Origin of the sequence: Halomonas urmiana (assembly GCF_005780185.1) — a bacterium.
GTDB classification, from domain to species: Bacteria; Pseudomonadota; Gammaproteobacteria; order Pseudomonadales; family Halomonadaceae; genus Halomonas; species Halomonas urmiana.
Genome location: NZ_VBUI01000040.1, coordinates 1 through 19,965, shown reverse-complemented (window position 1 = coordinate 19,965; position 19,965 = coordinate 1). Strand labels below are relative to the sequence as shown.

The window sequence follows — 19,965 nt, the reverse complement described above, 5'->3', positions numbered from 1 at the left end:
CGCTGAGAGGTGCACGTACGGTTCGGGGAGGAGAAGTAGGGAAATAGCTCGACTACGCCCTGCTTCTTACTCCACTGGCGACCGGTGAAGGCTGGCTCTACCTGGCCGTGCTGATCGACTTGTACTCACGCAAGGTCATCGGCTGGGCGATGAGCGAGCGCATGACGGCGGACCTGGTCGGCGACGCGCTCCAGATGGCGCTGTGGAGCCGCAAGATGCCCAAGGGAGTCATCGTGCATAGCGACCGTGGTAGCCAGTATTGTTCTTCCCTGTACCAGTCGTTGCTGACCCGGCACGACCTCCGGTGCAGCATGAGTGCCAAAGGCAACTGCTACGACAATGCCTGCGCCGAGAGCTTCTTTCACAGTCTCAAGGTCGAAGCCATTCACGGCGAGCGATTCGCGACCCGGGAAGCCATGCGGCGGCAGGTGTTCGAGTACATTGAGTTGGACTACAACCGGCAACGCCGGCACAGTGCGATTGGGATGATCAGCCCAGAGGCCTTCGAGGCTCGAATGATCGCTTAGATCGGTGTCCACCAATGCTGGGCAAGATCAGCTGAAAAGAGCAAAGAGAAGGGCATTGGAAAGAGGGGAAGCCTTTCAAGCAGAAAAATTGGCTAACCAAAGGGAAGTTGAATGCTTTCATTCATCCTTTATGGAAAGTAGCAGTACCGGGCAGTCATTCATGCTGCATATTCAAATGGAAGCGGGTGCCACCTATATGGAAAAAAGAGTAGCAGGGAAAGTGTTCAATTCGTATGGGCTGGCCACTAATCAGGAATTCCGGGGAACTGTGCCTATTAGAGCATTGGTCCCATGAACTAAATATTTTTTCTTAAATTTCGCTACCCTTTTTGTATAGTCGTAATATGTTTATTATTTTCAATGGGTTGATAGGTGCTCGGGTAGAATGGTTGGGTGAAGAGGTGAAAAGATGAAACGATGATAAATAAAGTGATTAGTGGTTTTCTGTCTAGTGAACTGCCGCATAGGCAGCCAAAAGTATTAGACCGATACCGATAAAGCCGAGACGTGGTACAACTGCCGTACAGGCAGCCTTCCCCCACCCAGCTTGCTTGGGTGGGGATTTTTTTCATTCCTTTTAAAAAATTACAACATGCCTATCTAATCAGTCCCCACAATGCAGAATTATGCAATTTAATGCTTCAAAAATATGCTGTCTTTTAGTGAAAGTTTTCATCCAACCTACTGATTTGTAGACACAGATTGTGCAAAGTTTATGTAGAAACGACAGCATGCGTGATGGACGGGTTTTTCGGCAACTCGGCTTGTCGGGTGCGGCAGGAATGTGCGAGAAGCGAGGGAGGACGGGGCCGGCGCCAGGGCCGGGGAAGGCAAGCCCTCGACAGGGAGAGGTGCCATGCAGCGACAGCGGTGCCAGAGGCGCTCGGAGAGACGCGCCCACCCGCGCCGGGAGCCCACGCCATGAGCGGGGAGGCTCGCCGCGAGCCCGCCTGGCACAGCCAGGCACCCGATGCGGTCCTCGCCGGGCTCGAGGCCTCGGAGCGGGGCCTGACCGCCGAGCAGGCAGCGGATCGGCTGGCGCGCCACGGCCATAATCGCCTGCCGGCGCCACGCCGTAGCGGCCCGCTGCGCCGCTTCCTGCGGCAGTTCCACAACGTGCTCATCTATGTGCTGCTGGTTGCCGCGCTGGGCACGGCCCTGCTGCAGCACTGGGTCGATACCGGCGTGATCCTGGGGGTGGTGCTGATCAACGCCATCGTCGGCTTCCTCCAGGAGGGCAAGGCGGAGCAGGCCCTGGAGGCGATCCGCGGCATGCTCTCGCCCCGGGCCCAGGCGCTGCGCGACGGGAAACGGCGCACCGTCCCCGCCGAGGAGCTGGTACCCGGCGACCTGGTGTTCCTCCAGGCCGGGGACCGGGTGCCCGCCGACCTGCGCCTGCTTCGGAGCCACAACCTGCGCATCGACGAGGCGATGCTCACCGGCGAGTCGGTGGCCGTGGACAAGCAGGTCGACGCCGTGGCCGCAGATGCCGACCTGGGCGACCGACGCTGCATGGCCTTCTCCGGCACCCTGGTGGCCTTCGGCCAGGGACGCGGCGTGGTGGTGGAGACCGGCGCGAACACCGAGATCGGACATATCTCGGCGCTGCTCGGCGAGGTGGAGACCCTGACCACGCCGCTGCTGCGCGATATCGCCACCTTCGGGCGCTGGCTCTCGGGCGCCATCGTGGTGCTGGCCGTCATCACCTTCGCCATCGGCTACGGGGTGCGCGGCTACGACCTCGTGGAGACCTTCCTGGCCGCCGTCAGCCTGGCAGTGGCGGCCATCCCCGAGGGGCTGCCGGCGATCATGACCATCACCCTGGCCATCGGCGTGCAGCGCATGGCGGTACGCAACGCCATCATCCGTCGCCTGCCGGCGGTGGAGACCCTGGGCTCGGTCACTACCATCTGCACCGACAAGACCGGCACCCTGACCCGCAACGAGATGACCGTGAAGACCCTGCTCACCGCCGAGGAGCATTTCGAGGTCAGCGGCGTCGGCTACGAGCCCCGGGGGGCTTCAGTCGCGCGGGCGAGGCGGTGGAGGTCGCGCACCACCCGGTGCTGGCCGAGGCGCTCGAGGGCATCCTGCTGTGCAACGATGCCGAGCTCCAGCAGCGGGACGGAGCCTGGCAGCTGGAGGGCGACCCCACGGAAGGCGCGCTGGTGGTCGCCGGGCTCAAGGCGGGGCTGGATACCCGGGAGGTCGCCAGGCGCTATCCCCGTGCCGACGTGATCCCCTTCGAGTCCCTTTACAAGTTCATGGTCACCCTCCACCAGCACCACCGGGGCGACCATGGCTTGCTCTTCCTCAAGGGGGCGCCCGAGCGCGTGCTGGCCGTCTGCGACCATGAACGCACCGGCGAGGGCGACCGCCCGCTCGACCTGCCGCGCTGGGAGCGACGCATGGAGGCGGTCGCCGCCCGCGGCCAGCGGCTGCTGGCGGTGGCGGTCAAGCGGGTGGACGCGAATCAGCGCACCCTGACCTTCCCGGACGTCGAGGAGGGCGGCCTGACCCTGGTGGCGGTGTGCGGTCTCATCGACCCGCCCCGTGACGAGGCGATTGCCGCGGTCAAGCAGTGCCAGCAGGCCGGCATCGTGGTGAAGATGATCACCGGCGACCACGCGGTCACCGCCCGGGCCATCGCCGACGAGATCGGCATTGCCACCGCGGGCGGCGTCATCCCGGGGCACGCCCTGGAGCAGGTCTCCGATGCGGACCTCGAGCGCCTGGTTCGCGAGGTGGATGTCTTCGCCCGCGCCACGCCGGAGCACAAGCTGCGCCTGGTGCGCGCCCTCCAGGCGGGTGGCCAGGTGGTGGCCATGACCGGCGACGGGGTCAACGATGCCCCGGCCCTCAAGCGCGCCGACGTGGGCGTCGCCATGGGCATCAAGGGCTCCGAGGCCGCTCGGGAAGCGGCCGCCATGGTGCTGGCCGACGACAACTTCGCCTCCATCGCCCACGCCGTGGAGGAGGGGCGCACCGTCTACGACAACCTGCGCAAGGCCATTCTCTATATCCTGCCCACCAGCGGCGGCGAGGCGCTGACGATCCTGGCCGCCGTGCTGCTGGGCATGACCCTGCCGCTGCTGCCGGCGCAGGTGCTGTGGGTGAACATGGTCACCGCCGTGACCCTGAGCCTGGCGCTGGCCTTCGAACCCGCGGAGCCCGGCGTCATGCGCCGCCGCCCGCGGGATCCCGGCACGCCGATCCTCTCCGGCTTCCTGATCTGGCGGGTGCTCTTCGTCTCGCTGCTGCTGCTGGCGGGGACCTTCGGCCACTTCCTGTGGATGGAACAGCAGGGCGTCGAGATCGAGCTCGCCCGAACCGTGGCCATCAATGCCCTGGTGATGGGAGAGGTCGCCTACCTCTTCAACAGCCGCTACATCCTCGAGCCGGCCTGCAACCGCGTCGGCCTGCTGGGCAGCCGCGCGGTGCTGGTCGCCGTGGGCGTGCTGGTCATCCTCCAGGCGCTCTTCACCTATGCGCCGCCGCTGCAGTTCCTGTTCGGCACGGCACCCCTGGGGACGAGGGAGTGGGCCAGCATCCTGGCCTTCGGCGTGGTGCTCTTCGCCCTGGTGGAGCTGGAAAAGGCCCTCTTCAGGCGGCGTGAGCGGGGCGGTTCACGGGCGTGAGCCGGTGCGGCACTGCCTCGCCATGGCGCATCCCGCGGCGGCAAGGCGCTCGCATGGTGCAGTGCCGCATGCTATCGCCCGGTCCGGGCCAGCTTCCTGCATCGCATGTTTTCAATAACATGCTGTATTGATTGGAGAGATGCCATTGTTGGCGCGATCCTCGCCAAGGTAGGGCCATGATCGCCGAACCGGATGGCGAATCACCGAGTGAGCTGGCGTGCTCCAACTGGTCCCCTTCGGGGGGCCTTTTTTATGCATGGCCGGATGGGGCGAGGACCACTCCCGGCAGCCGGGCTGCTATGGTCAAGGCCGTGGTGAGAAGAACACGCCGGTCATGCCTCGGCGCATGACCCTCCAGATGGAGGAACGTTTCGATGGCGAACCTGTTCGAGGCGATACCCGACGGCCTTCCCGAGGAGCTGTTCGAGGAGGTCGTGAGCGGCCGCGGGGTGACGGTGGAGCGCATCGTGTCGCGCGGCCACACCTCGCCGGCCAGCGGCTGGTACGACCAGCCGCGCCACGAGTGGGTGCTGGTGCTCAAGGGCCAGGGGGTGGTGGCCTTCGAGGGTGGCGAGTCGGTGACGCTTGGCCCGGGCGACCACCTGACGATTCCCGCCCACCGCCGGCATCGTGTCGCCTGGACCGCCCCGGACGAGGCGACCATCTGGCTGGCGGTGCACTATGACTGAGGCCGGCCCCGGCGGGGCTGTCGACCCTTGGCAGCATAGCCGGCAGGGCGCAAGGAGCGGCCGCCAGGTCCCGAGCGGACGCTAGTGTTCGTCCGGTCCGTGCCTCACACTGGCGCGGATGGCTCGCTGCACAGGGTACCGACGATGCGCCTGAGGCTTCTCTCCGACCTGCACCTGGAACACTTCGACAGCCCACCGGAACTGCCGGAGGCCAGCGCCGATGTGGTGATCCTTGCCGGCGACATCCACGCCGGCATCCAGGGGCTCGGCTGGGCAGCGGAGCGCTTTGCCGGCACCCCGATCCTCTATGTCCCCGGCAACCATGAGTTCTACGGCACCGGCATGCCCTTGCTGCGACGGGAACTGGCCGCCGAGGCCGCACGGCTCGGCATCCACCTGCTGGACAACCGCTCGCTGACCCTGGACGGCGTGCGCTTTCATGGCACCACGCTGTGGACCGATTTCGCCCTCTACGCCGGGCAGCCGGAACACGACCCGGCGCTCACCGAGGGCAGGGCACTGGCCCTGATGCCGGATTTCCAGGTCATCGAGCAGCCGGAGGGGGTGGTGTTCACTCCGGCGGAGAGTCGCCGCCTGCATGGCGAGGCCCTGGCCTGGCTGGAGGCGGAGCTGGCCCGTCCGTTCAGCGGCCCGAGGGTGGTGATCAGCCACCACGCGCCCCTGGCCGGCTGCATCCCGGCGCGCTACCGCGGCGATGCGCTGTCGCCGGTCTTCGCCTCCCATCTACCGGCGCTGATGGGCCGCATGGACCTCTGGCTCCATGGCCATGACCACGAGCCGGTGGACCTCGAGTCCGCCGGTACCCGGGTCATCGCCAACCCCGGCGGTTACCCCGACGAGTTTGTCCCGCCGCTCTTCGCCCCCGACCTGGTCGTGGAGGTGTCGGCCTCATGACGCTGCTTATCGGTGCCTACCTGCTGGCGAGCCTGGCGGCGGTGATCCTCTACGGCGTCGACAAGGCGGCGGCCCGTCGAGGTGCTCGGCGCATCCGCGAGTCGACCCTGCAGCTGGTCGCTCTCGCCGGCGGCTGGCCGGGCGCCCTGCTGGCCCGGCGCTGGTTTCGCCACAAGACCCGCAAGCAGCCCTTCGGCATCATCCTGTGGGGCTGTGCGGCCCTGAACCTCGGCCTGGTGGCGTGGCTTGCCACGGCGGATGCCGCCGCGGGCCTGCGCCGGCTGGCAAGCCTCGGGTAGCGGCCTTGTCGAGCCATCGCCTGACAGAGCGGGGCGTGACGGTGCGCCAGGGCTTCATCCTCACCCGGCACTGGGAGGAGACGCCCCGAGGCACCGAGGTCTGGGTCTGGCTGGCCACCGACGAGGGCCCGCTCAGGGTGCGCCTGCCGCCGCGGCCCTCGGTGGCCTTCCTGCCGGCCGAGCAGCGCGAGCGCGCCGAGGCGGTGCTGGCCGGCGAGCCGGGCGCCACGCTACGCGAGCTGGCGCTGTGCGACTTTCAGCGGCGCCCGGTGCTGGGCCTCTACTGCCGGGAGCAGCGCCTGCTGGGCCGCCTCGAGCGACGCCTCGAAGCGGCCGGCGTGACGCTCTACGAGGCCGATATCCGCCCGCCGGAGCGCTACCTGATGGAGCGCTTCATCACCGCGCCGGTGGCGGTCACCGGCACGCCCGACGGGAGGGGGCGCCTGGTCGCGGCGCGCCTGGCGCCTGCGCCGGACTACCGCCCCCGGCTTCGCCCGGTGTCGCTGGACATCGAGACCAGCGCCCGGGGCGAGCTTTACTCGATCGCCCTCGAGGGCTGCGGGCAGCGCCAGGTGTTCATGCTGGGTCCGCCCAATGGCAAGGCCTTTGATCTCGACTTCCGCCTCGACTACTGCGAGAGCCGCGCGGCGCTGATCGAGGCGCTGAACGCCTGGATCGCGACCCACGACCCAGACGCCATCATCGGCTGGAACCTGGTGCAGTTCGACCTGCGCCTCCTCCACGAACATGCCCGCCGGCTCGGCGTGCCGCTGCGGTTGGGCCGCGGCGGGGCCGAGATGGAGTGGCGGGCCCACGGCCGAGAGGCCAACCACTACGTCGCCTCGGCGGCGGGCCGGCTGATCATCGACGGCATCGAGGCGCTGCGCTCGGCCACCTGGCACTTTCCCTCCTTCAGCCTGGAGCACGTGGCGCAGACGCTGCTCGGCGAGGGCAAGGCCATCGACACTCCCTACCAGCGTCTGGACGAGATCCTGCGCCGGTTCGCCGAGGACAAGCCGGCGCTGGCGCGCTACAACCTCAAGGACTGCGAGCTGGTGACGCGGATCTTCGCGCACACCGAGCTCTTCGCCTTCCTGCTGGAGCGGGCCAGCGTCACGGGGCTCGCCGCCGATCGCAGCGGCGGCTCGGTGGCGGCCTTCACCCACCTTTACCTGCCGCGGCTTCACCGGCTGGGCCTGGTGGCGCCCAACCTCGGCGAGGCCGAGCCCGCCGAGAGCCCCGGCGGCTTCGTCATGGACTCCCGCCCCGGCCTCTACGACTCGGTGCTGGTGCTCGATTTCAAGAGTCTCTACCCCTCGATCATCCAGAGTTTCCTGATCGACCCGGCGGGGCTGGTGGAGGGGCTCGTCGAGCCCACCGACGCCGCCTCGGTGCCGGGCTATCGGGGCGCGCGCTTCTCGCGCACGCGCCACGCCCTGCCGGCCATCGTGGCTCGGGTCGGGGAGGGGCGCGAGGCCGCCAAGCGGGCCGGCAGCGCGCCGCTGGCCCAGGCGCTCAAGATCATCATGAACAGCTTCTACGGGGTGCTCGGCTCGAAGGGCTGTCGTTTCTTCGACGCGCGCCTGGCCTCGTCGATCACCATGCGCGGCCACGCCATCATGCATCGCACCCGCGAGCTGATCGAGGCCGAGGGATATACCGTTATCTATGGCGACACCGACTCCACCTTCGTCTGGCTCGGCCGCGAGCATCCGGAGGCCCAGGCGGCGGCGATCGGCCGGCGCCTGGTGGCGCGCGTCAACGCCTGGTGGCGCGAACACCTCGCCGAGGAGTATGGCCTCGAGAGTGCCCTGGAGCTGCAGTTAGAGACCCACTATCGGCGCTTTTTGATGCCCACCATCCGTGGCGCCGAGGCGGGCAGCAAGAAGCGCTACGCCGGGCTCGCCCGCGACGCGGCGGGGGAGGAGCGGATGGTCTTCAAGGGTCTGGAGACGGTGCGCAGCGACTGGACGGAGCTCGCCAAGGAGTTCCAGCAGGCGCTCTACCGGCGGGTCTTCATCGGCGAGCCCTGGCGGGACTACGTGCGCGATTATGTGCAGGCCTTCCTGCGGCGTGCCCGGGAGGGGGAGTTCGACGAGCGGCTGGTCTATCGCAAGCGGCTGCGGCGGCGCCTCGACGACTACCGCCGCAACGTGCCGCCCCACGTGCGGGCGGCCAGGCTGGCCGACGCGGAAAACGACCGGCTGGGCCGGCCGCGCCAGTACCAGAACGGCGGCTGGATCCGCTACGTGATGACGGTAGCCGGCCCCGAACCCCTGGAGGCCCACTCGTCGCCCATCGACACCGACCACTACCTGACCCGGCAGCTGCAGCCGGTGGCCGACGCCATCCTGCCCTTCGTCGGCGACGACTTCACGGCGCTGATCGACCGCCAGCTGGGGCTGTTCTGAGCTGGCCCCTCGCGGCTGGCCCCTCGCGGCGGGCGCGTCGCGCCTCAGCGCTCGCCGGTGACGGAGGGCAGGGCGTGCCGGCCGAATTGCAGCTCGGCGAGGTGGCGATAGAGCGGGCTCGTCTCGAGCAGTTCGGCGTGGCGTCCGGCCGCCACCAGGCGCCCCTCGTCCATCACCAGCAGGCGGTCGGCGGCCACCACCGTGGCCAGCCGGTGGGCGATCACGAGACTCGTGCGTTCGGCCATCAGCCGGTCCAGCGCCTGCTGCACCAGCCGCTCGCTCTCGGCGTCCAGGGCGCTGGTGGCCTCGTCGAGCAGCAGCACGCGGGGCTCCTTGAGCAGTGCCCGGGCGATGGCCAGGCGCTGGCGCTGCCCGCCGGAGAGCTGCACGCCGCCGGGGCCGAGCGGGGTATCCAGGCCCTGGGGCAACGCCTCGATGAAGTCCAGGGCGTTGGCGTCCCGCGCCGCTTGGCGCAGGGCGTCGCGGTCGGCCTCGCCCCGGCCGAAGCGCAGGTTGTCGGCCACGCTGCCGCTGAAGAGCACCGGCTCCTGGGCCACCAGGCCGAGGCTCGCGCGCAGGGCGTGCGGGTCGAGCTCGCGCAGGTCGATGCCGTCCAGGCAGAGGCGGCCGTGGTCGGGATCATGGAAGCGCAGCAGCAGCGTGAGCAGGGTGCTCTTGCCCGCCCCGGAGGGGCCCACCAGGGCGACCCGCTCACCGGGCGCGATGTCGAGGTCGAATGATGCCAGCGCCGGCGTCTGCCGTCCGGGATAGGTGAAGCTCACCCCCTCGAATCGGAGCTCGCCGCGCAGCGGGGCGGGAAGCGGCGTGGGGTAAGCCGGGGCGTGGATCGCGGGGCGTGTCTCCAGCAGCTCCAGCAGCCGCTCGGCGGCGCCCGCGGCGCGCTGCACGTCGCCCGCCACCTCGGCCAGCGTCGCCACCGCCCCGGCGGCCAGCACCGCGTAGAAGACGAAGGCCGAGAGTTCGCCGGCGGTCATGCTGCCGGCCAGCACCGCCTGGCCCCCCTGCCAGAGCATCACGCCGACCGCGGCGAAGACCGCCAGAAGCGCGCCGCCGGTCAGCCAGGCGCGCTGGCGGGTGCGCGCCACGGCGGTGGCGAAGGCCTCCTCGACCCGCGCGCCGTAGGCCTGGCGGTCGCGCTGCTCGTGGTTGAAGGCCTGGACGGTGCGGATGCCCGACAGGGCCTCGCCGGCGTAGCGCCCGAGTTCGGCCACCCGGTCCTGGCTGGTGCGCGAGAGACGCCGCACCCGGCGTCCAAACCACAGGATCGGCAGCACCGTGGCGGGAATGCCCAGCAGCACGATGGCCGAGAGCCACGGCTGGGTCACCAGCATCAGCACCACGGCGCCGGTCAGCATCAGCAGGTTGCGCAGCGCCAGCGAGATCGAGGAGCCGAACAGGCTCTGCAGCACGCTGGTGTCCGCGGTGAGCCGCGAGGAGATCTCCCCGGCGCCGCCGCCTTCCCCGCGGCTGCTCTCGAAGAAGCCGGGCTCCAGGTCGAGCAGGCGATCGAAGACGCGGCGGCGCAGGTCGGCGGCCAGCCGTTCGCCGATCCAGGTGACCAGGTAGTAGCGCAGCGCCGAGGCCATTGCCAGCACCGCCACCACGGCCAGCATGCCCAGCAGGACCTGGTTGAGCTGGCGGAGATCCCGGGCCAGGAAGCCCTGGTCGATCACCAGGCGCAGCCCCTGGCCGAGCAGCAGCACGCTGCCCGCCGCGGCGAGCAGCGCCAGGGCGGCCAGCGCCACGCGCCCGCGATAGGGGGCGAGCAGCGACAGCAGGCGCAGCAGCATGCGGGGATCGGGACGGTCGGTCATGAGGGGCTCGCAAGGGTCGCCGGCAGGCATTGCCGCGACCATAACAGCCCGTGAGGTGGGCTGCATGGCGCCACGGCTACCCCGCGGGCGTCACGCCGCTTGATATGCGTCGTGGGCGCCGGCCATAGTGCAGGAAAATCGTGCAGGAAATCCCTTCGACCCGGAGTGCCCCATGAGCGAATCCCTGAAGCTGGGCTGTCCCCACTGCCACGCCATCAATCGCGTCGTGCGATCGCGGCTCGACGACGGCCCGACCTGCGGCAAGTGCCGTCGGGCGCTGTTCGCCGGCGAGCCCGTGGCGCTGAGCGCCGCGAATTTCTCCCCCCTGGTCGAGCGCAGCGAGCTGCCGGTGGTGGTGGACTTCTGGGCCAGCTGGTGCGGTCCCTGCAAGACCATGGCGCCGATCTTCGCCGAGGCCGCCCGTGAGCTCGAGCCGCGGCTGCGCTTCGCCAAGCTGGATACCGAGGCCGAGCAGGCGCTGGCGGCGCGCTTCGGCATCCGCAGCATTCCCACGCTGATCGTCTTCAAGGATGGAGGGGAAGTCGCCCGCCAGCCGGGGCTGCTGCAGGGGCCACAGCTGCGGCAGTGGCTCGAACCGTACCTGGCGTGACGGCCGGTAGCACGCTCTCCAGCAGGGTCAGCTCGGGCCCTTGAGGCGTCATCACCACGCAGTTGCGCCCGCTCTCCTTGCCCGCATACAGGGCCTGGTCGGCGCGCAGCAGGCCCGGGTCCAGGCTGGTCTCGCCATCGTCGACCCGGCTGATGCCGATCGTGACCGTCAGGTCCAGTGTCACGCCCTTGATCTCCAGGGGACGGCAACACACCACTTCACGCAGGCGTTCGGCGACCTCCCTGGCGGTGAGCAGATTGGCCAGGGGCAGGGCGATGACGAACTCCTCGCCGCCATAGCGGCCGATGATATCGCTCTCGCGCAGGACGGACTGGCAGCGCGCGGCGACCACCGTCAGCGCCAGGTCGCCGACGGCGTGGCCGTGCACGTCGTTGATGGCCTTGAAGTAGTCGACATCCACCATGCACAGCGAGAGGGGCGTGCCGTCTCGGTGGGCCCGACGACGCTCCTGCTCGGCCAGCTCGAAGAAGCGCCGCCGGTTGGTGATCCCCGTCAGCTCGTCGGTCCTGGCCATATGGCGCAGGCGCTGCTCCAGCTGGTTGCGCTCCTCGATCTCTTCCTTGAGCCGGCGGTTGATCGAGCGTTCCTCCAGCAGGCTGGCGAACTGCGAGCGCTGCAGCCGGTGAAGCCGGATCACGGTCAGCCAGCACAGCAGGTTGACGAACCCCAGCAGCAGCAGGCTGTTCGCCAGGACCCCGCCGGGCAGTGGCGACCAGAGTCGCATCGCGACGAGCAGGCCGCCGATCAGGTAGGCGTTGCCCGCCAGCATCCAGGGCACTCGGTTGGGGATGAAGAGATACAGCGACGAGCTGGCCGCCACCAGCGAGGCGAGACTGATCAAGATGCCATCCGAGCGCAGGGGAATGGTCAGCAGCAGCCCGCTGATCGCCAGCAAGCAGGCCAGGTTGACCGGCAGCGGCGCCTGGGCCAGGGCGGGCCGATGTCTGACCGCCAGAGCCAGCAGCAGGAAGCTTGTAGCGACGGTGACACGCATGGCCAGCAGTACCATGAAGGCCTGGCTCGAGCCCATCAGGCTGTAGTCGGTCAGGCCGAAGGCGAGGAATAGTCCGGCGGCGACCACCAGCGCATGACGCAGCTGGCAGGCGTCGTGAGCCAGCATGGTCCGGCGGAACAGGGCCTCCCGGGGGGAGTCCCGAAACTCGCCACGCCAATCCAGTTCGTTGCCATCCCCTGCGTTGGTGGCCATGCGCACTTCCTTGAGGGACGCTGCCCGTCTTGATGGCAACGGCCGTCCGCATCCCCTCGGTGAGTTTTCTTATGGCAGTCCTGGCGGCGGTGCCTGCTCACACGGCCGCGGTACCGGGGAAGCATGGCGACAATTACCGCATCCCGCCAACCCTCTCGTGCATGTGTCACAGCAGGCTCACGAGGCGTGTCAGCGATCACTTACAGAATAAGTGTGAGTCACGTACTAGAGGGAGCTCATCGGTTAGTCTGCCTTGGCACCCAGCTTCTCCAGGCGGGTGAACCACTTGCGGCAGTCGTCCGCGTCGAGCGTTTCCACCGAGCCGATCAGCGTCTCGCGGACCGGCGCGAAGCCGACGAAGCCGAGGATATTGCGCTCCAGCGACTTGACGCTGTGGGCGCGGTAGACGTGTCGGTAGATCGCTGCCGGCATGCCCATGGTCACCACCACCCGCGCCGAGCGTCCCGTGAGCCCCTTGCGTCCCAGTGGATTGCCGTCCACGTACTCGAAGGCGAAATGGGGGCGCATCACCTGCTCGAGGAAGCCCTTCACCAGCGCCGGCATGTCGCCGAGCCATAGCGGGAAGCACAGCACCAGGTGCTCGCACCAGGCGATGGCGTCGCGCGCCGGCTCGAGCGCGTGAGGCATCGGCTCTTCGGTCCAGGCCTGCTGACTGCGCAGCAGGGGAAAGGCGTGCTCGGCGATGGTCAGGGTGCGCACCTCGTGACCGGCTTGCTCGGCGCCCTGGCGGTAGTGGTCGGCCAGGGCATGCAGCAGGTGCGGCGTGGCGGTGTCGGGGTGGCCCTGGAGGATCAGGATGCGGCGCATGGCGAAGCTCTCTCGACGTGAATCTCGACGTGAATGGCGTGGCTCAGCATAGCCCGCCCCGCGCCGTTTGCCCGAGTCGGCGACGCCTCAAGCGTGACGATGGCAGCTCGAGAAGGACGGCGCCGCGTCGATGCGGGCCCTCACTCCTGGCGCTTGAGCTGCTCGCGCAGCTGCTTGGGCACCTGCTTGATGATCAGTCGGTCCTGATCCTCGTCATACTCCACGCTGGAGCCCAGCAGGTGGGAGTCGAAGCTGATCGATACGCCGCCCGAGCGCCCGGCGAAGCGCCGGAACTGGTTGAGGGTGCGCTTGTCCGGCGGGATCTCCGGGGAGAGGCCGTAGTCGGCGTTGCGGATATGCTCATAGAAGGCCTGCGGCTGCTGCTCGTCGAGCACCTCGGAGAGCTCCTCCAGCGTGATCGGCTCGCCGCGGCTCGCCTGGTCGCTGGCGTAGTCGATCAGCGCATCGGTCTTCTCGCGGCTGGCCTGCTCGGGCAGGTCCTCCTGCTCCACGTAGTCGCTGAAGGCCTTGAGCAGGGTGCGGGTCTCGCCCGTGGCGTCCACGCCCTCCGCGGCGCCGAGCAGGGCCGCGAAGCCCTCGGCGAGCTTCTTCCCGCCGCGGTCCCGGGTCCAGGAGAGGTACTGCTTCGAGGGCGACTCGCCGCGCCACTGGTTAATGTCCAGGCGCGCGGCGAGGCTCATCTGGGTCAGGTTGAGCTGGCGCACCGGCACGACGGCGAGGTCGTCGTCGACGCCGAACCCGCTGCGGTGATGCAGCAGCGCCAGGCTCAGGTAGCGGGCGTCGCCGACGCGTTGATCGACCATCAAGAGGTCGCCGGAGAGCGTCAGGTGGTCACTGATCAGCTCGGCGAGGCGTTGTGCCACGTCGCGGCTGAAGGTGGCGAAGTCGCGGCCACCGTCGAGGAAGTCGGCGAGCTCGGTGGCGAACGGCGAGCTCACCTCGCCCTCGGGCGTGGCGTCCACGAAGTAGCCCCAGGCCTTGGGCTTGGCATTGAAGGCGTCGTTGACGCCGGCCAGCAGGTCGTCCAGCGCCGCCGAGGAGGCGAGCTCCTCGGCGGCAGGCGTCAGCGTCGGCGTCTCGCCGGAGGCCGTGTCGATGCGATGGATGATGCTGTGCAGGATCGGCATGGGAGCTCCGCGGTGAAGGGCGAGGGTGGGGATGATACCCGCCGGGGGCGCCGCTCGATAGCCGATCGGCGAGTCTGTGCCGCCGGCCGCGACCCGCGCGGACTATGCTGGAGGATATGCCGAAGGCCTGGGGTGGGCGTCGCCCCGGGCCGGGCCCCGGAGGCTCGAGGCGAGCCCCCGACATCCACGCCGGAGGCGGATTCGCATGCGTATCGTGGTAGCCCTGGGCGGCAGTGCCCTGTTGCGGCCAGGCGAGCCCATGACCATCGACAACCAGCGCCACAACGTGCGGCGAGCCGCGCGGGGCCTGGCCGAGCTGGCCGGCCGGCACCAGCTGGTGGTGACCCATGGCAACGGCCCCCAGGTGGGGTTGTTGGCGCTCCAGGCCCAGGCCTACCAGCCGGCGGAGGCCTATCCGCTGGACGTGCTGGATGCCCAGACCGAGGGCATGATCGGCTACCTGATCGAAGCGGAGCTGATGAACGAGATGCCGGCCAGCGCCAGTTGCACGACCCTGCTGACGCGGGTCGAGGTGGATGTCGACGATCCCGCCTTCCTCTTCCCGACCAAGCCCATCGGCCCCGACTATGGCCTCGCCGACATGCATCGCTGGAAGGCGGAGAGGGGCTGGGCCTTCGTCGAGTCGTCACCCGGGCGCTGGCGACGGGTCGTCGCCTCGCCCGTGCCGCGGCGCATCCTGCCCATCGACGTCATCGTCCGGCTGGTGGACGCGGGCGTGGTGGTGATCTGCGCCGGAGGCGGTGGCATTCCCACCGTGCGAGGCGCCGGCGGGCGCCTGGAGGGGGTCGAGGCGGTGATCGACAAGGACCACGCCTCCGGCCTGTTGGCGACCCGGCTGGATGCCGATGCCCTGCTGCTGTTGACCGATGTGGCGGCGGTGTACGAGGGCTGGGGCGGGCCCGCGCCGAGTCCGTTGCATCGCGTGACCCCCGAGGCACTCGCCGAGCTGTCGTTCGAGCCGGGCTCCATGGGCCCCAAGGTGGCGGCAGCGTGCGAGTTCGTCACCGCCCGCGGCGGGGTCGCCGGCATCGGCGCGCTGGAAGACGCCGGACGGATCCTCGAGGGCCTGGCCGGCACCCTGATCCGCGCGTGATCGAGGCGGGGAGCGATCAGGGCTTGAGGCGATAACCGCTCTTGAAGATCCAGCCCACCATGGCGAGCGCCACGGAGAGGAACAGCAGGATCATCCCCAGGCTGACCAGCGGGCTCACGTCGCTGATGCCGTAGAAGCTCCAGCGGAAGCCGCTGATCAGGTAGACCACGGGGTTGGCCAGGGTCACCGCCTGCCAGAAGGGCGGCAGCATGTCGATGGAGTAGAAGGTGCCGCCGAGGAAGGTCAGGGGGGTGATCACCAGCAGCGGCACCAGCTGCAGCTTCTCGAAGCCATCGGCCCAGATGCCGATGATGAAGCCGAGCAGGCTGAAGGTCACCGCGGTGAGCACCAGGAACACCGCCATCATCAGCGGGTGATCGATGGAGTAGGGCACGAACAGCCGCGCCGTGACCAGCACGATGGCGCCGAGGATCAGCGACTTGGTCGCCGCCGCCCCCACGTAGCCCACCACCACCTCGACGTAGGACATCGGCGCCGAGAGGATCTCGTAGATCGAGCCCGAGAAGCGCGGGAAGAAGATGCCGAAGGAGGCGTTGGAGACGCTCTGGGTCAGCAGCATCAGCATGATCAGGCCCGGCACGATGAAGGCGCCGTAGCTGATGCCATCCACCTCGCTGATCCGGGTGCCGATGGCCGCCCCGAAGACCACGAAGTAGAGCGAGGTGGAGATGACCGGCGAGATGATGCTCTGCAGCACGGTGCGCAGGCTGCGGGCCATCTCGGCGAGGTAGAGGGTCTTGACGGATTGCAGGTTGAAGCTCTTCATGCTCAGTGACGCTCCTGGACCAGGCTGACGAAGATGTCCTCCAGCGAGCTCTGGCGGGTGTGCAGGTCCTTGACGCGCAGTCCCACCGCCTCGACGTCGGCCAGCAGGCCGGAGATGGTCGAGCCGTCCTCCTGGCGGGCCGCGTCGTAGCTGTAGACCAGCGCCTGGCCGTCGTCGACGAGGGCCAGGCCATGACCCGCCAGCGACTCCGGCACCGCCGTCAGGGGCTCCTGCAGGTGCAGGGTCAGCTCCTTGCTGCCGAGCTTGCGCATCAGCGCGTGGGTGTTCTCCACCAGCACGATCTCCCCGCGGCGGATCACCCCGATGCGGTCGGCCATCTCCTCGGCCTCCTCGATGTAGTGGGTGGTGAGGATGATCGTCACCCCCTGGTCGCGCAGGCCGCGCACCACCTCCCACATCTCGCGGCGCAGCTCCACGTCCACCCCGGCGGTCGGCTCGTCGAGGAACAGCACCTGGGGCGCATGGGAGAGCGCCTTGGCGATCAGCACCCGGCGCTTCATGCCGCCGGAGAGCTCCAGCAGCCGGCTGTGGCGCTTCTCCCACAGGGTCAGCGAGCGAAGCACCTGCTCGATGTGCGCCGGATCCTTCGGCTTGCCGAACAGCCCACGGCTGAAGCTCACCGTGTCCCACACCGTGGTGAAGGCCTCGTTGGTCAGCTCCTGGGGCACCAGGCCGATCAGCGAGCGGGCGGCGCGGTAGTCACGGACGTTGTCGTGGCCATCCACCAGCACTCGGCCGCGGCTGGCGTTGACCAGCCCGCAGATCACGCTGATCAGGGTCGTCTTGCCCGCGCCGTTGGGGCCGAGCAGGGCGAAGATCTCGCCGCGCTGGATGGTGAGATCGACATCCACCAGCGCCTTGAAGCCATCCGCGAAGGTCTTCGAGAGCCCCTCGACACGGATCATCGGCGCGTCACTCAAGGGTGATGTCCCCCGTGAACTCGAGGTCCAGCTCGAGGCCCGCCACCTCGACCTTCACCCGGGCCGGCAGGGTCTCGTGGCCCGTCAGGCGCCCGTCGGCCAGCGCCTGGCGCACGGCCTGCTCGATCTCCTGCTGGGTGTTCACGCCCACGTTCTTCAGCAGCTTGCGGATGCTGTGGTGGAAGGTGTCGTCGTTCATCGGGAGGGCTCCTCTGGCGTCGGTGGCGAGGCGATGACAGGTACTGTACAAGAAAAAAGCCGCGCATGGGCTCCATGCGCGGCTCCTGACAACGGACCCGTGGCCTTAGCTGCGGTCGGTGATTTCCAGCAGGTGGTAGCCGAACTGGGTCTTCACCGGGCCGTGGACCTGGCCCACTTCGCCCTCGAACACCACCTTGTCGAACTCCGGCACCATCTGGCCCGGGCCGAAGGTGCCGAGCTCGCCGCCCTGGCGGCCGGACGGGCAGTTGGAGTGCTCGCGAGCCACCTCGGCGAAGTCGCGACCGCCCTCGATCTCGGCCTTGAGTTCGTTACACTTCGCTTCGCTGTCCACCAGGATATGACGTGCGCTTGCCTGAGCCATGTTGCTCTCCTCGACGATCGGCAGGGGTGCCGGTTGATGATCCGCGGAGCATATCACGCCACCTGCCGTTTTTCGTGGGAGCCCCCGCGCATGACCCTCGACCGGTCTTGGAGGGAGCGCTGCTTGCAGCGCGAATCCCCGTCTCAGTCCTCACTTCTGGCGACCAGCAGGTCTTCGTGGGAGCGAAGCTTGCTTCGCGAAAGACGCCACCGTAGGCCATTGGCGCCTCAGTCCGCCGCGGCGTAGCATTGTCACCCCGATTCTCCCGCGGCCGCCGGCGCCACGCTCGGCGGCCGTCTGCATGACACCCTTTGACAAGGACCTGCGAACCCCATGTTCGAGCAGACCTTCAAGAACATCGACGATGTGCTGTGGAAAGAGGCCGGCTGCGCCACCGAGCTGGACTACACCGAACAGACCTCCTGGCTGCTGTTCCTCAAGTACCTGGACGACCTCGAGCAGCGGCGTGCCATCAACGCCAGCTTCGCCGGCAAGTCCTTCGACTTCATCATCGCCACGCCTTATCAGTGGTCCAGCTGGGCGGCACCCCGCGATCGCGACGGCCACCTCGATCGTGACCGCGCCTTGACCGGCGACGACCTGCTCGACTTCGTCAATCGCGAGCTCTTCCCCTACCTGCAGGGCTTCCGCGAGCGCGCCAGCGGGCCGGACACCATCGAGTACAAGATCGGCGAGATCTTCGGCGAGGTGCGCAACAAGTTCCAGAGCGGCTACAGCCTGCGCGACGCCCTGGAACTGGTGGACAGCCTGCAGTTCCGCTCCCAGGCCGAGAAGCACGAGCTCTCGCACCTCTATGAAGCCAAGATCAAGAACATGGGCAACGCCGGGCGCAACGGCGGCGAGTACTACACCCCGCGCCCGCTGATCCGCGCCATGATCCGGGTGATCGACCCCAAGATCGGCGAGCGGATCTATGACGGCGCCGCCGGCTCGGCGGGCTTTCTCTGCGAGGCCCACGACTACCTGCGCTACGGCCTCAACAGCGACGAGCCGCGCCGACTCACCACCGAGCAGCTCGATGCGTTGCAGCACCACACCTTCTACGGCAAGGAGAAGAAGAGCCTGCCGTACGTCATCGGCATCATGAACATGATCCTGCATGGCATCGAGGCGCCCAACCTGGTGCACAGCAACACCCTGACCGAGAACCTCGCCGACCTGCAGGAGCGAGACCGCTTCGACGTGATCCTCGCCAACCCGCCCTTCGGCGGCAAGGAGCGCAAGGAGGTCCAGCAGAACTTCCCGATCAAGACCGGCGAGACGGCCTTCCTCTTCCTGCAGCACTTCATCAAGCGGCTCAAGGCCGGCGGCCGCGCCGCGGTGGTGATCAAGAACACCTTCCTGTCGAACGCCGATAACGCCTCGAAGGCGCTGCGCCAGGAACTGCTGGAGAGCTGCAACCTGCACACCATCCTCGACTGCCCCGGCGGCACCTTCCTCGGCGCCGGCGTGAAGACGGTGGTGCTGTTCTTCGAGAAGGGCGCCCCCACCCGGGATATCTGGTACTACCAGCTCGACCCCGGCCGCAGCCTGGGCAAGACCAACCCGCTGAACGATGACGACCTGGCCGAGTTCGTCGCGCTGCAGGCGACTTTTGCCGACTCCGACAATTCCTGGCGCGTCAGCGTCGACGACCTGGACCGCGACAGCTTCGATCTCTCGGTGAAGAACCCCAACAAGGCTGAGGCGGAACCGCTGCGGGACCCCGAGGTGATCATCAACGAGATCGAGACGCTGGACCGCGAGGCCGAGGAGATCCTGGAAGGGATTCGGGGGATGCTATGAGGGAAGGTTGGAAAGAGTTAAAAGTTGGAGATGTGGTTGAGAAAATCGAAACCATAGACCCAAAAAAGTCCCCTAAAGCAGAATTTAGTTACATTGATGTCTCTTCGGTTTCTAGAAAATTTCTGAAAGTGACTGAGTCGAGCAAGGTGATGGGGCGTGATGCACCTAGTCGTGCTCGTAGGGTTGTGAAGTCGGGCGATGTCATATTTGCCACCATTAGGCCGGGATTGAAAAGGGTGGCTGAAGTGCCACAAGACTTAGATGGTGCAGTCTGTAGCACAGGTTTCTTTGTCGCTCGTGGTTGTCATGGGATTAATGGTCGGTTTCTTTTTTATTGGTTTTTGTCCGACGGTTTCAGCTTGCCTATTTTGCGTCTGCAAAGAGGGGCGGCTTATCCTGCAGTGAGTGACTCAGATGTAAGGCGTCAGACGGTGTTGGTTCCACCTCCTCCTGAGCAAAAGCGCATCGTCGCCATTCTTGATGAGGTTTTTGAGGGAATCGATACGGTCGTTGCCAATACCGAAAAAAAGGTTCTTCGACGTTTCATGTGGATTTGGCCTGATCGAGCAGGCGGCCCACGGGGCTGCCAATCAGGTAGATCATCGC

Annotated in this window: 18 protein-coding genes and 2 pseudogenes; 12 read left to right on the top strand and 8 right to left on the bottom strand. The window is 67.6% G+C overall.

The window, feature by feature from the left end; genetic code table 11:
* Positions 1-65: 65 nt before the first annotated feature.
* The 8 genes and pseudogenes from FEI13_RS17860 to FEI13_RS17830 form a co-directional block, all read left to right on the top strand.
* Positions 66-527 (top strand): annotated as a pseudogene (locus FEI13_RS17860) (IS3 family transposase); the annotation flags it as partial.
* Between the two features lie 4 nt (positions 528-531).
* Positions 532-822, top strand: a complete 291-nt coding sequence (locus FEI13_RS17855; protein ID WP_138182856.1) for a type I-F CRISPR-associated endoribonuclease Cas6/Csy4 — start codon at positions 532-534, stop codon at positions 820-822.
* A 443-nt stretch (positions 823-1,265) separates the two neighbouring features.
* A pseudogene (locus FEI13_RS19545) lies at positions 1,266-2,447 on the top strand (HAD-IC family P-type ATPase); the annotation flags it as partial.
* Between the two features lie 122 nt (positions 2,448-2,569).
* Entirely contained in the window at positions 2,570-4,165 is a 1,596-nt protein-coding gene (locus FEI13_RS19540) for an HAD-IC family P-type ATPase (RefSeq protein ID WP_476729737.1), read from the top strand.
* A 374-nt stretch (positions 4,166-4,539) separates the two neighbouring features.
* On the top strand, positions 4,540-4,854 hold the full coding sequence (locus FEI13_RS17845) for a cupin domain-containing protein (protein ID WP_138182855.1): 315 nt from the start codon (positions 4,540-4,542) through the stop codon (positions 4,852-4,854).
* A 144-nt stretch (positions 4,855-4,998) separates the two neighbouring features.
* Positions 4,999-5,769, top strand: coding sequence for a metallophosphoesterase (locus FEI13_RS17840; RefSeq protein WP_138182854.1), 771 nt, complete (start codon positions 4,999-5,001; stop codon positions 5,767-5,769).
* Positions 5,766-6,068 (top strand): DUF1294 domain-containing protein, encoded by a 303-nt coding sequence (locus FEI13_RS17835; protein WP_138182853.1) that lies wholly within the window; start codon positions 5,766-5,768, stop codon positions 6,066-6,068. Before FEI13_RS17840 ends, FEI13_RS17835 begins: the two co-directional genes overlap by 4 nt.
* 5 nt (positions 6,069-6,073) lie before the next feature.
* Positions 6,074-8,479, top strand: coding sequence for a DNA polymerase II (locus FEI13_RS17830; protein WP_240036566.1), 2,406 nt, complete (start codon positions 6,074-6,076; stop codon positions 8,477-8,479).
* Between the two features lie 44 nt (positions 8,480-8,523).
* On the opposite strand, the gene FEI13_RS17825 is transcribed toward FEI13_RS17830, so the two are convergent.
* Positions 8,524-10,314 (bottom strand): ABC transporter transmembrane domain-containing protein, encoded by a 1,791-nt coding sequence (locus FEI13_RS17825; RefSeq protein WP_138182852.1) that lies wholly within the window; start codon positions 10,312-10,314, stop codon positions 8,524-8,526.
* A gap of 172 nt (positions 10,315-10,486) precedes the next feature.
* Here FEI13_RS17825 and trxC point away from each other — a divergent pair, with 172 nt between their 5' ends.
* Positions 10,487-10,924, top strand: coding sequence for a thioredoxin TrxC (gene trxC / locus FEI13_RS17820; protein ID WP_138182851.1), 438 nt, complete (start codon positions 10,487-10,489; stop codon positions 10,922-10,924).
* Here trxC and FEI13_RS17815 read toward each other — a convergent pair.
* The 3 genes from FEI13_RS17815 to yejK form a co-directional block, all read right to left on the bottom strand.
* The gene (locus FEI13_RS17815) at positions 10,839-12,152 is read right to left on the bottom strand and encodes a GGDEF domain-containing protein (RefSeq protein ID WP_138182850.1); all 1,314 of its coding nucleotides are present in this window, start codon (positions 12,150-12,152) and stop codon (positions 10,839-10,841) included. The genes trxC and FEI13_RS17815 overlap by 86 nt on opposite strands.
* 243 nt (positions 12,153-12,395) lie before the next feature.
* A complete protein-coding gene (locus tag FEI13_RS17810; protein ID WP_138182849.1) occupies positions 12,396-12,980 on the bottom strand; it encodes an NAD(P)H-dependent oxidoreductase in 585 nt (194 codons plus the stop codon).
* A 140-nt stretch (positions 12,981-13,120) separates the two neighbouring features.
* Positions 13,121-14,128 carry a nucleoid-associated protein YejK gene (gene yejK, locus FEI13_RS17805; RefSeq protein WP_138182848.1) on the bottom strand — a complete coding sequence of 336 codons (1,008 nt, stop codon included), beginning with the start codon at positions 14,126-14,128 and terminating at the stop codon, positions 13,121-13,123.
* Between the two features lie 205 nt (positions 14,129-14,333).
* On the opposite strand from yejK, the gene FEI13_RS17800 reads away from it, so the two are divergent.
* Positions 14,334-15,242, top strand: coding sequence for a carbamate kinase (locus tag FEI13_RS17800; RefSeq protein ID WP_138182847.1), 909 nt, complete (start codon positions 14,334-14,336; stop codon positions 15,240-15,242).
* A 16-nt stretch (positions 15,243-15,258) separates the two neighbouring features.
* Here the strand turns inward: FEI13_RS17800 and FEI13_RS17795 are convergent, their stop codons facing one another.
* The 4 genes from FEI13_RS17795 to FEI13_RS17780 all read right to left on the bottom strand — a co-directional run bounded on the left by FEI13_RS17795 (position 15,259) and on the right by FEI13_RS17780 (position 17,553).
* The gene (locus tag FEI13_RS17795; RefSeq protein ID WP_138182846.1) at positions 15,259-16,029 is read right to left on the bottom strand and encodes an ABC transporter permease; all 771 of its coding nucleotides are present in this window, start codon (positions 16,027-16,029) and stop codon (positions 15,259-15,261) included.
* Positions 16,030-16,031: 2 nt separating this feature from the next.
* Positions 16,032-16,955, bottom strand: coding sequence for an ABC transporter ATP-binding protein (locus FEI13_RS17790; protein WP_138182857.1), 924 nt, complete (start codon positions 16,953-16,955; stop codon positions 16,032-16,034).
* A 7-nt stretch (positions 16,956-16,962) separates the two neighbouring features.
* On the bottom strand, positions 16,963-17,169 hold the full coding sequence (locus tag FEI13_RS17785) for a DUF6494 family protein (RefSeq protein ID WP_138182845.1): 207 nt from the start codon (positions 17,167-17,169) through the stop codon (positions 16,963-16,965).
* 105 nt (positions 17,170-17,274) lie between these two features.
* The gene (locus tag FEI13_RS17780; RefSeq protein ID WP_089850753.1) at positions 17,275-17,553 is read right to left on the bottom strand and encodes a peptidylprolyl isomerase; all 279 of its coding nucleotides are present in this window, start codon (positions 17,551-17,553) and stop codon (positions 17,275-17,277) included.
* A gap of 333 nt (positions 17,554-17,886) precedes the next feature.
* On the opposite strand from FEI13_RS17780, the gene FEI13_RS17775 reads away from it, so the two are divergent.
* Together FEI13_RS17775 and FEI13_RS17770 are read left to right on the top strand one after the other, a co-directional pair.
* On the top strand, positions 17,887-19,359 hold the full coding sequence (locus FEI13_RS17775) for a class I SAM-dependent DNA methyltransferase (protein WP_138182844.1): 1,473 nt from the start codon (positions 17,887-17,889) through the stop codon (positions 19,357-19,359).
* The coding region (locus FEI13_RS17770) for a restriction endonuclease subunit S (protein ID WP_138182843.1) at positions 19,356-19,965 on the top strand (610 nt) is incomplete at its 3' end. The genes FEI13_RS17775 and FEI13_RS17770, both read left to right, overlap by 4 nt.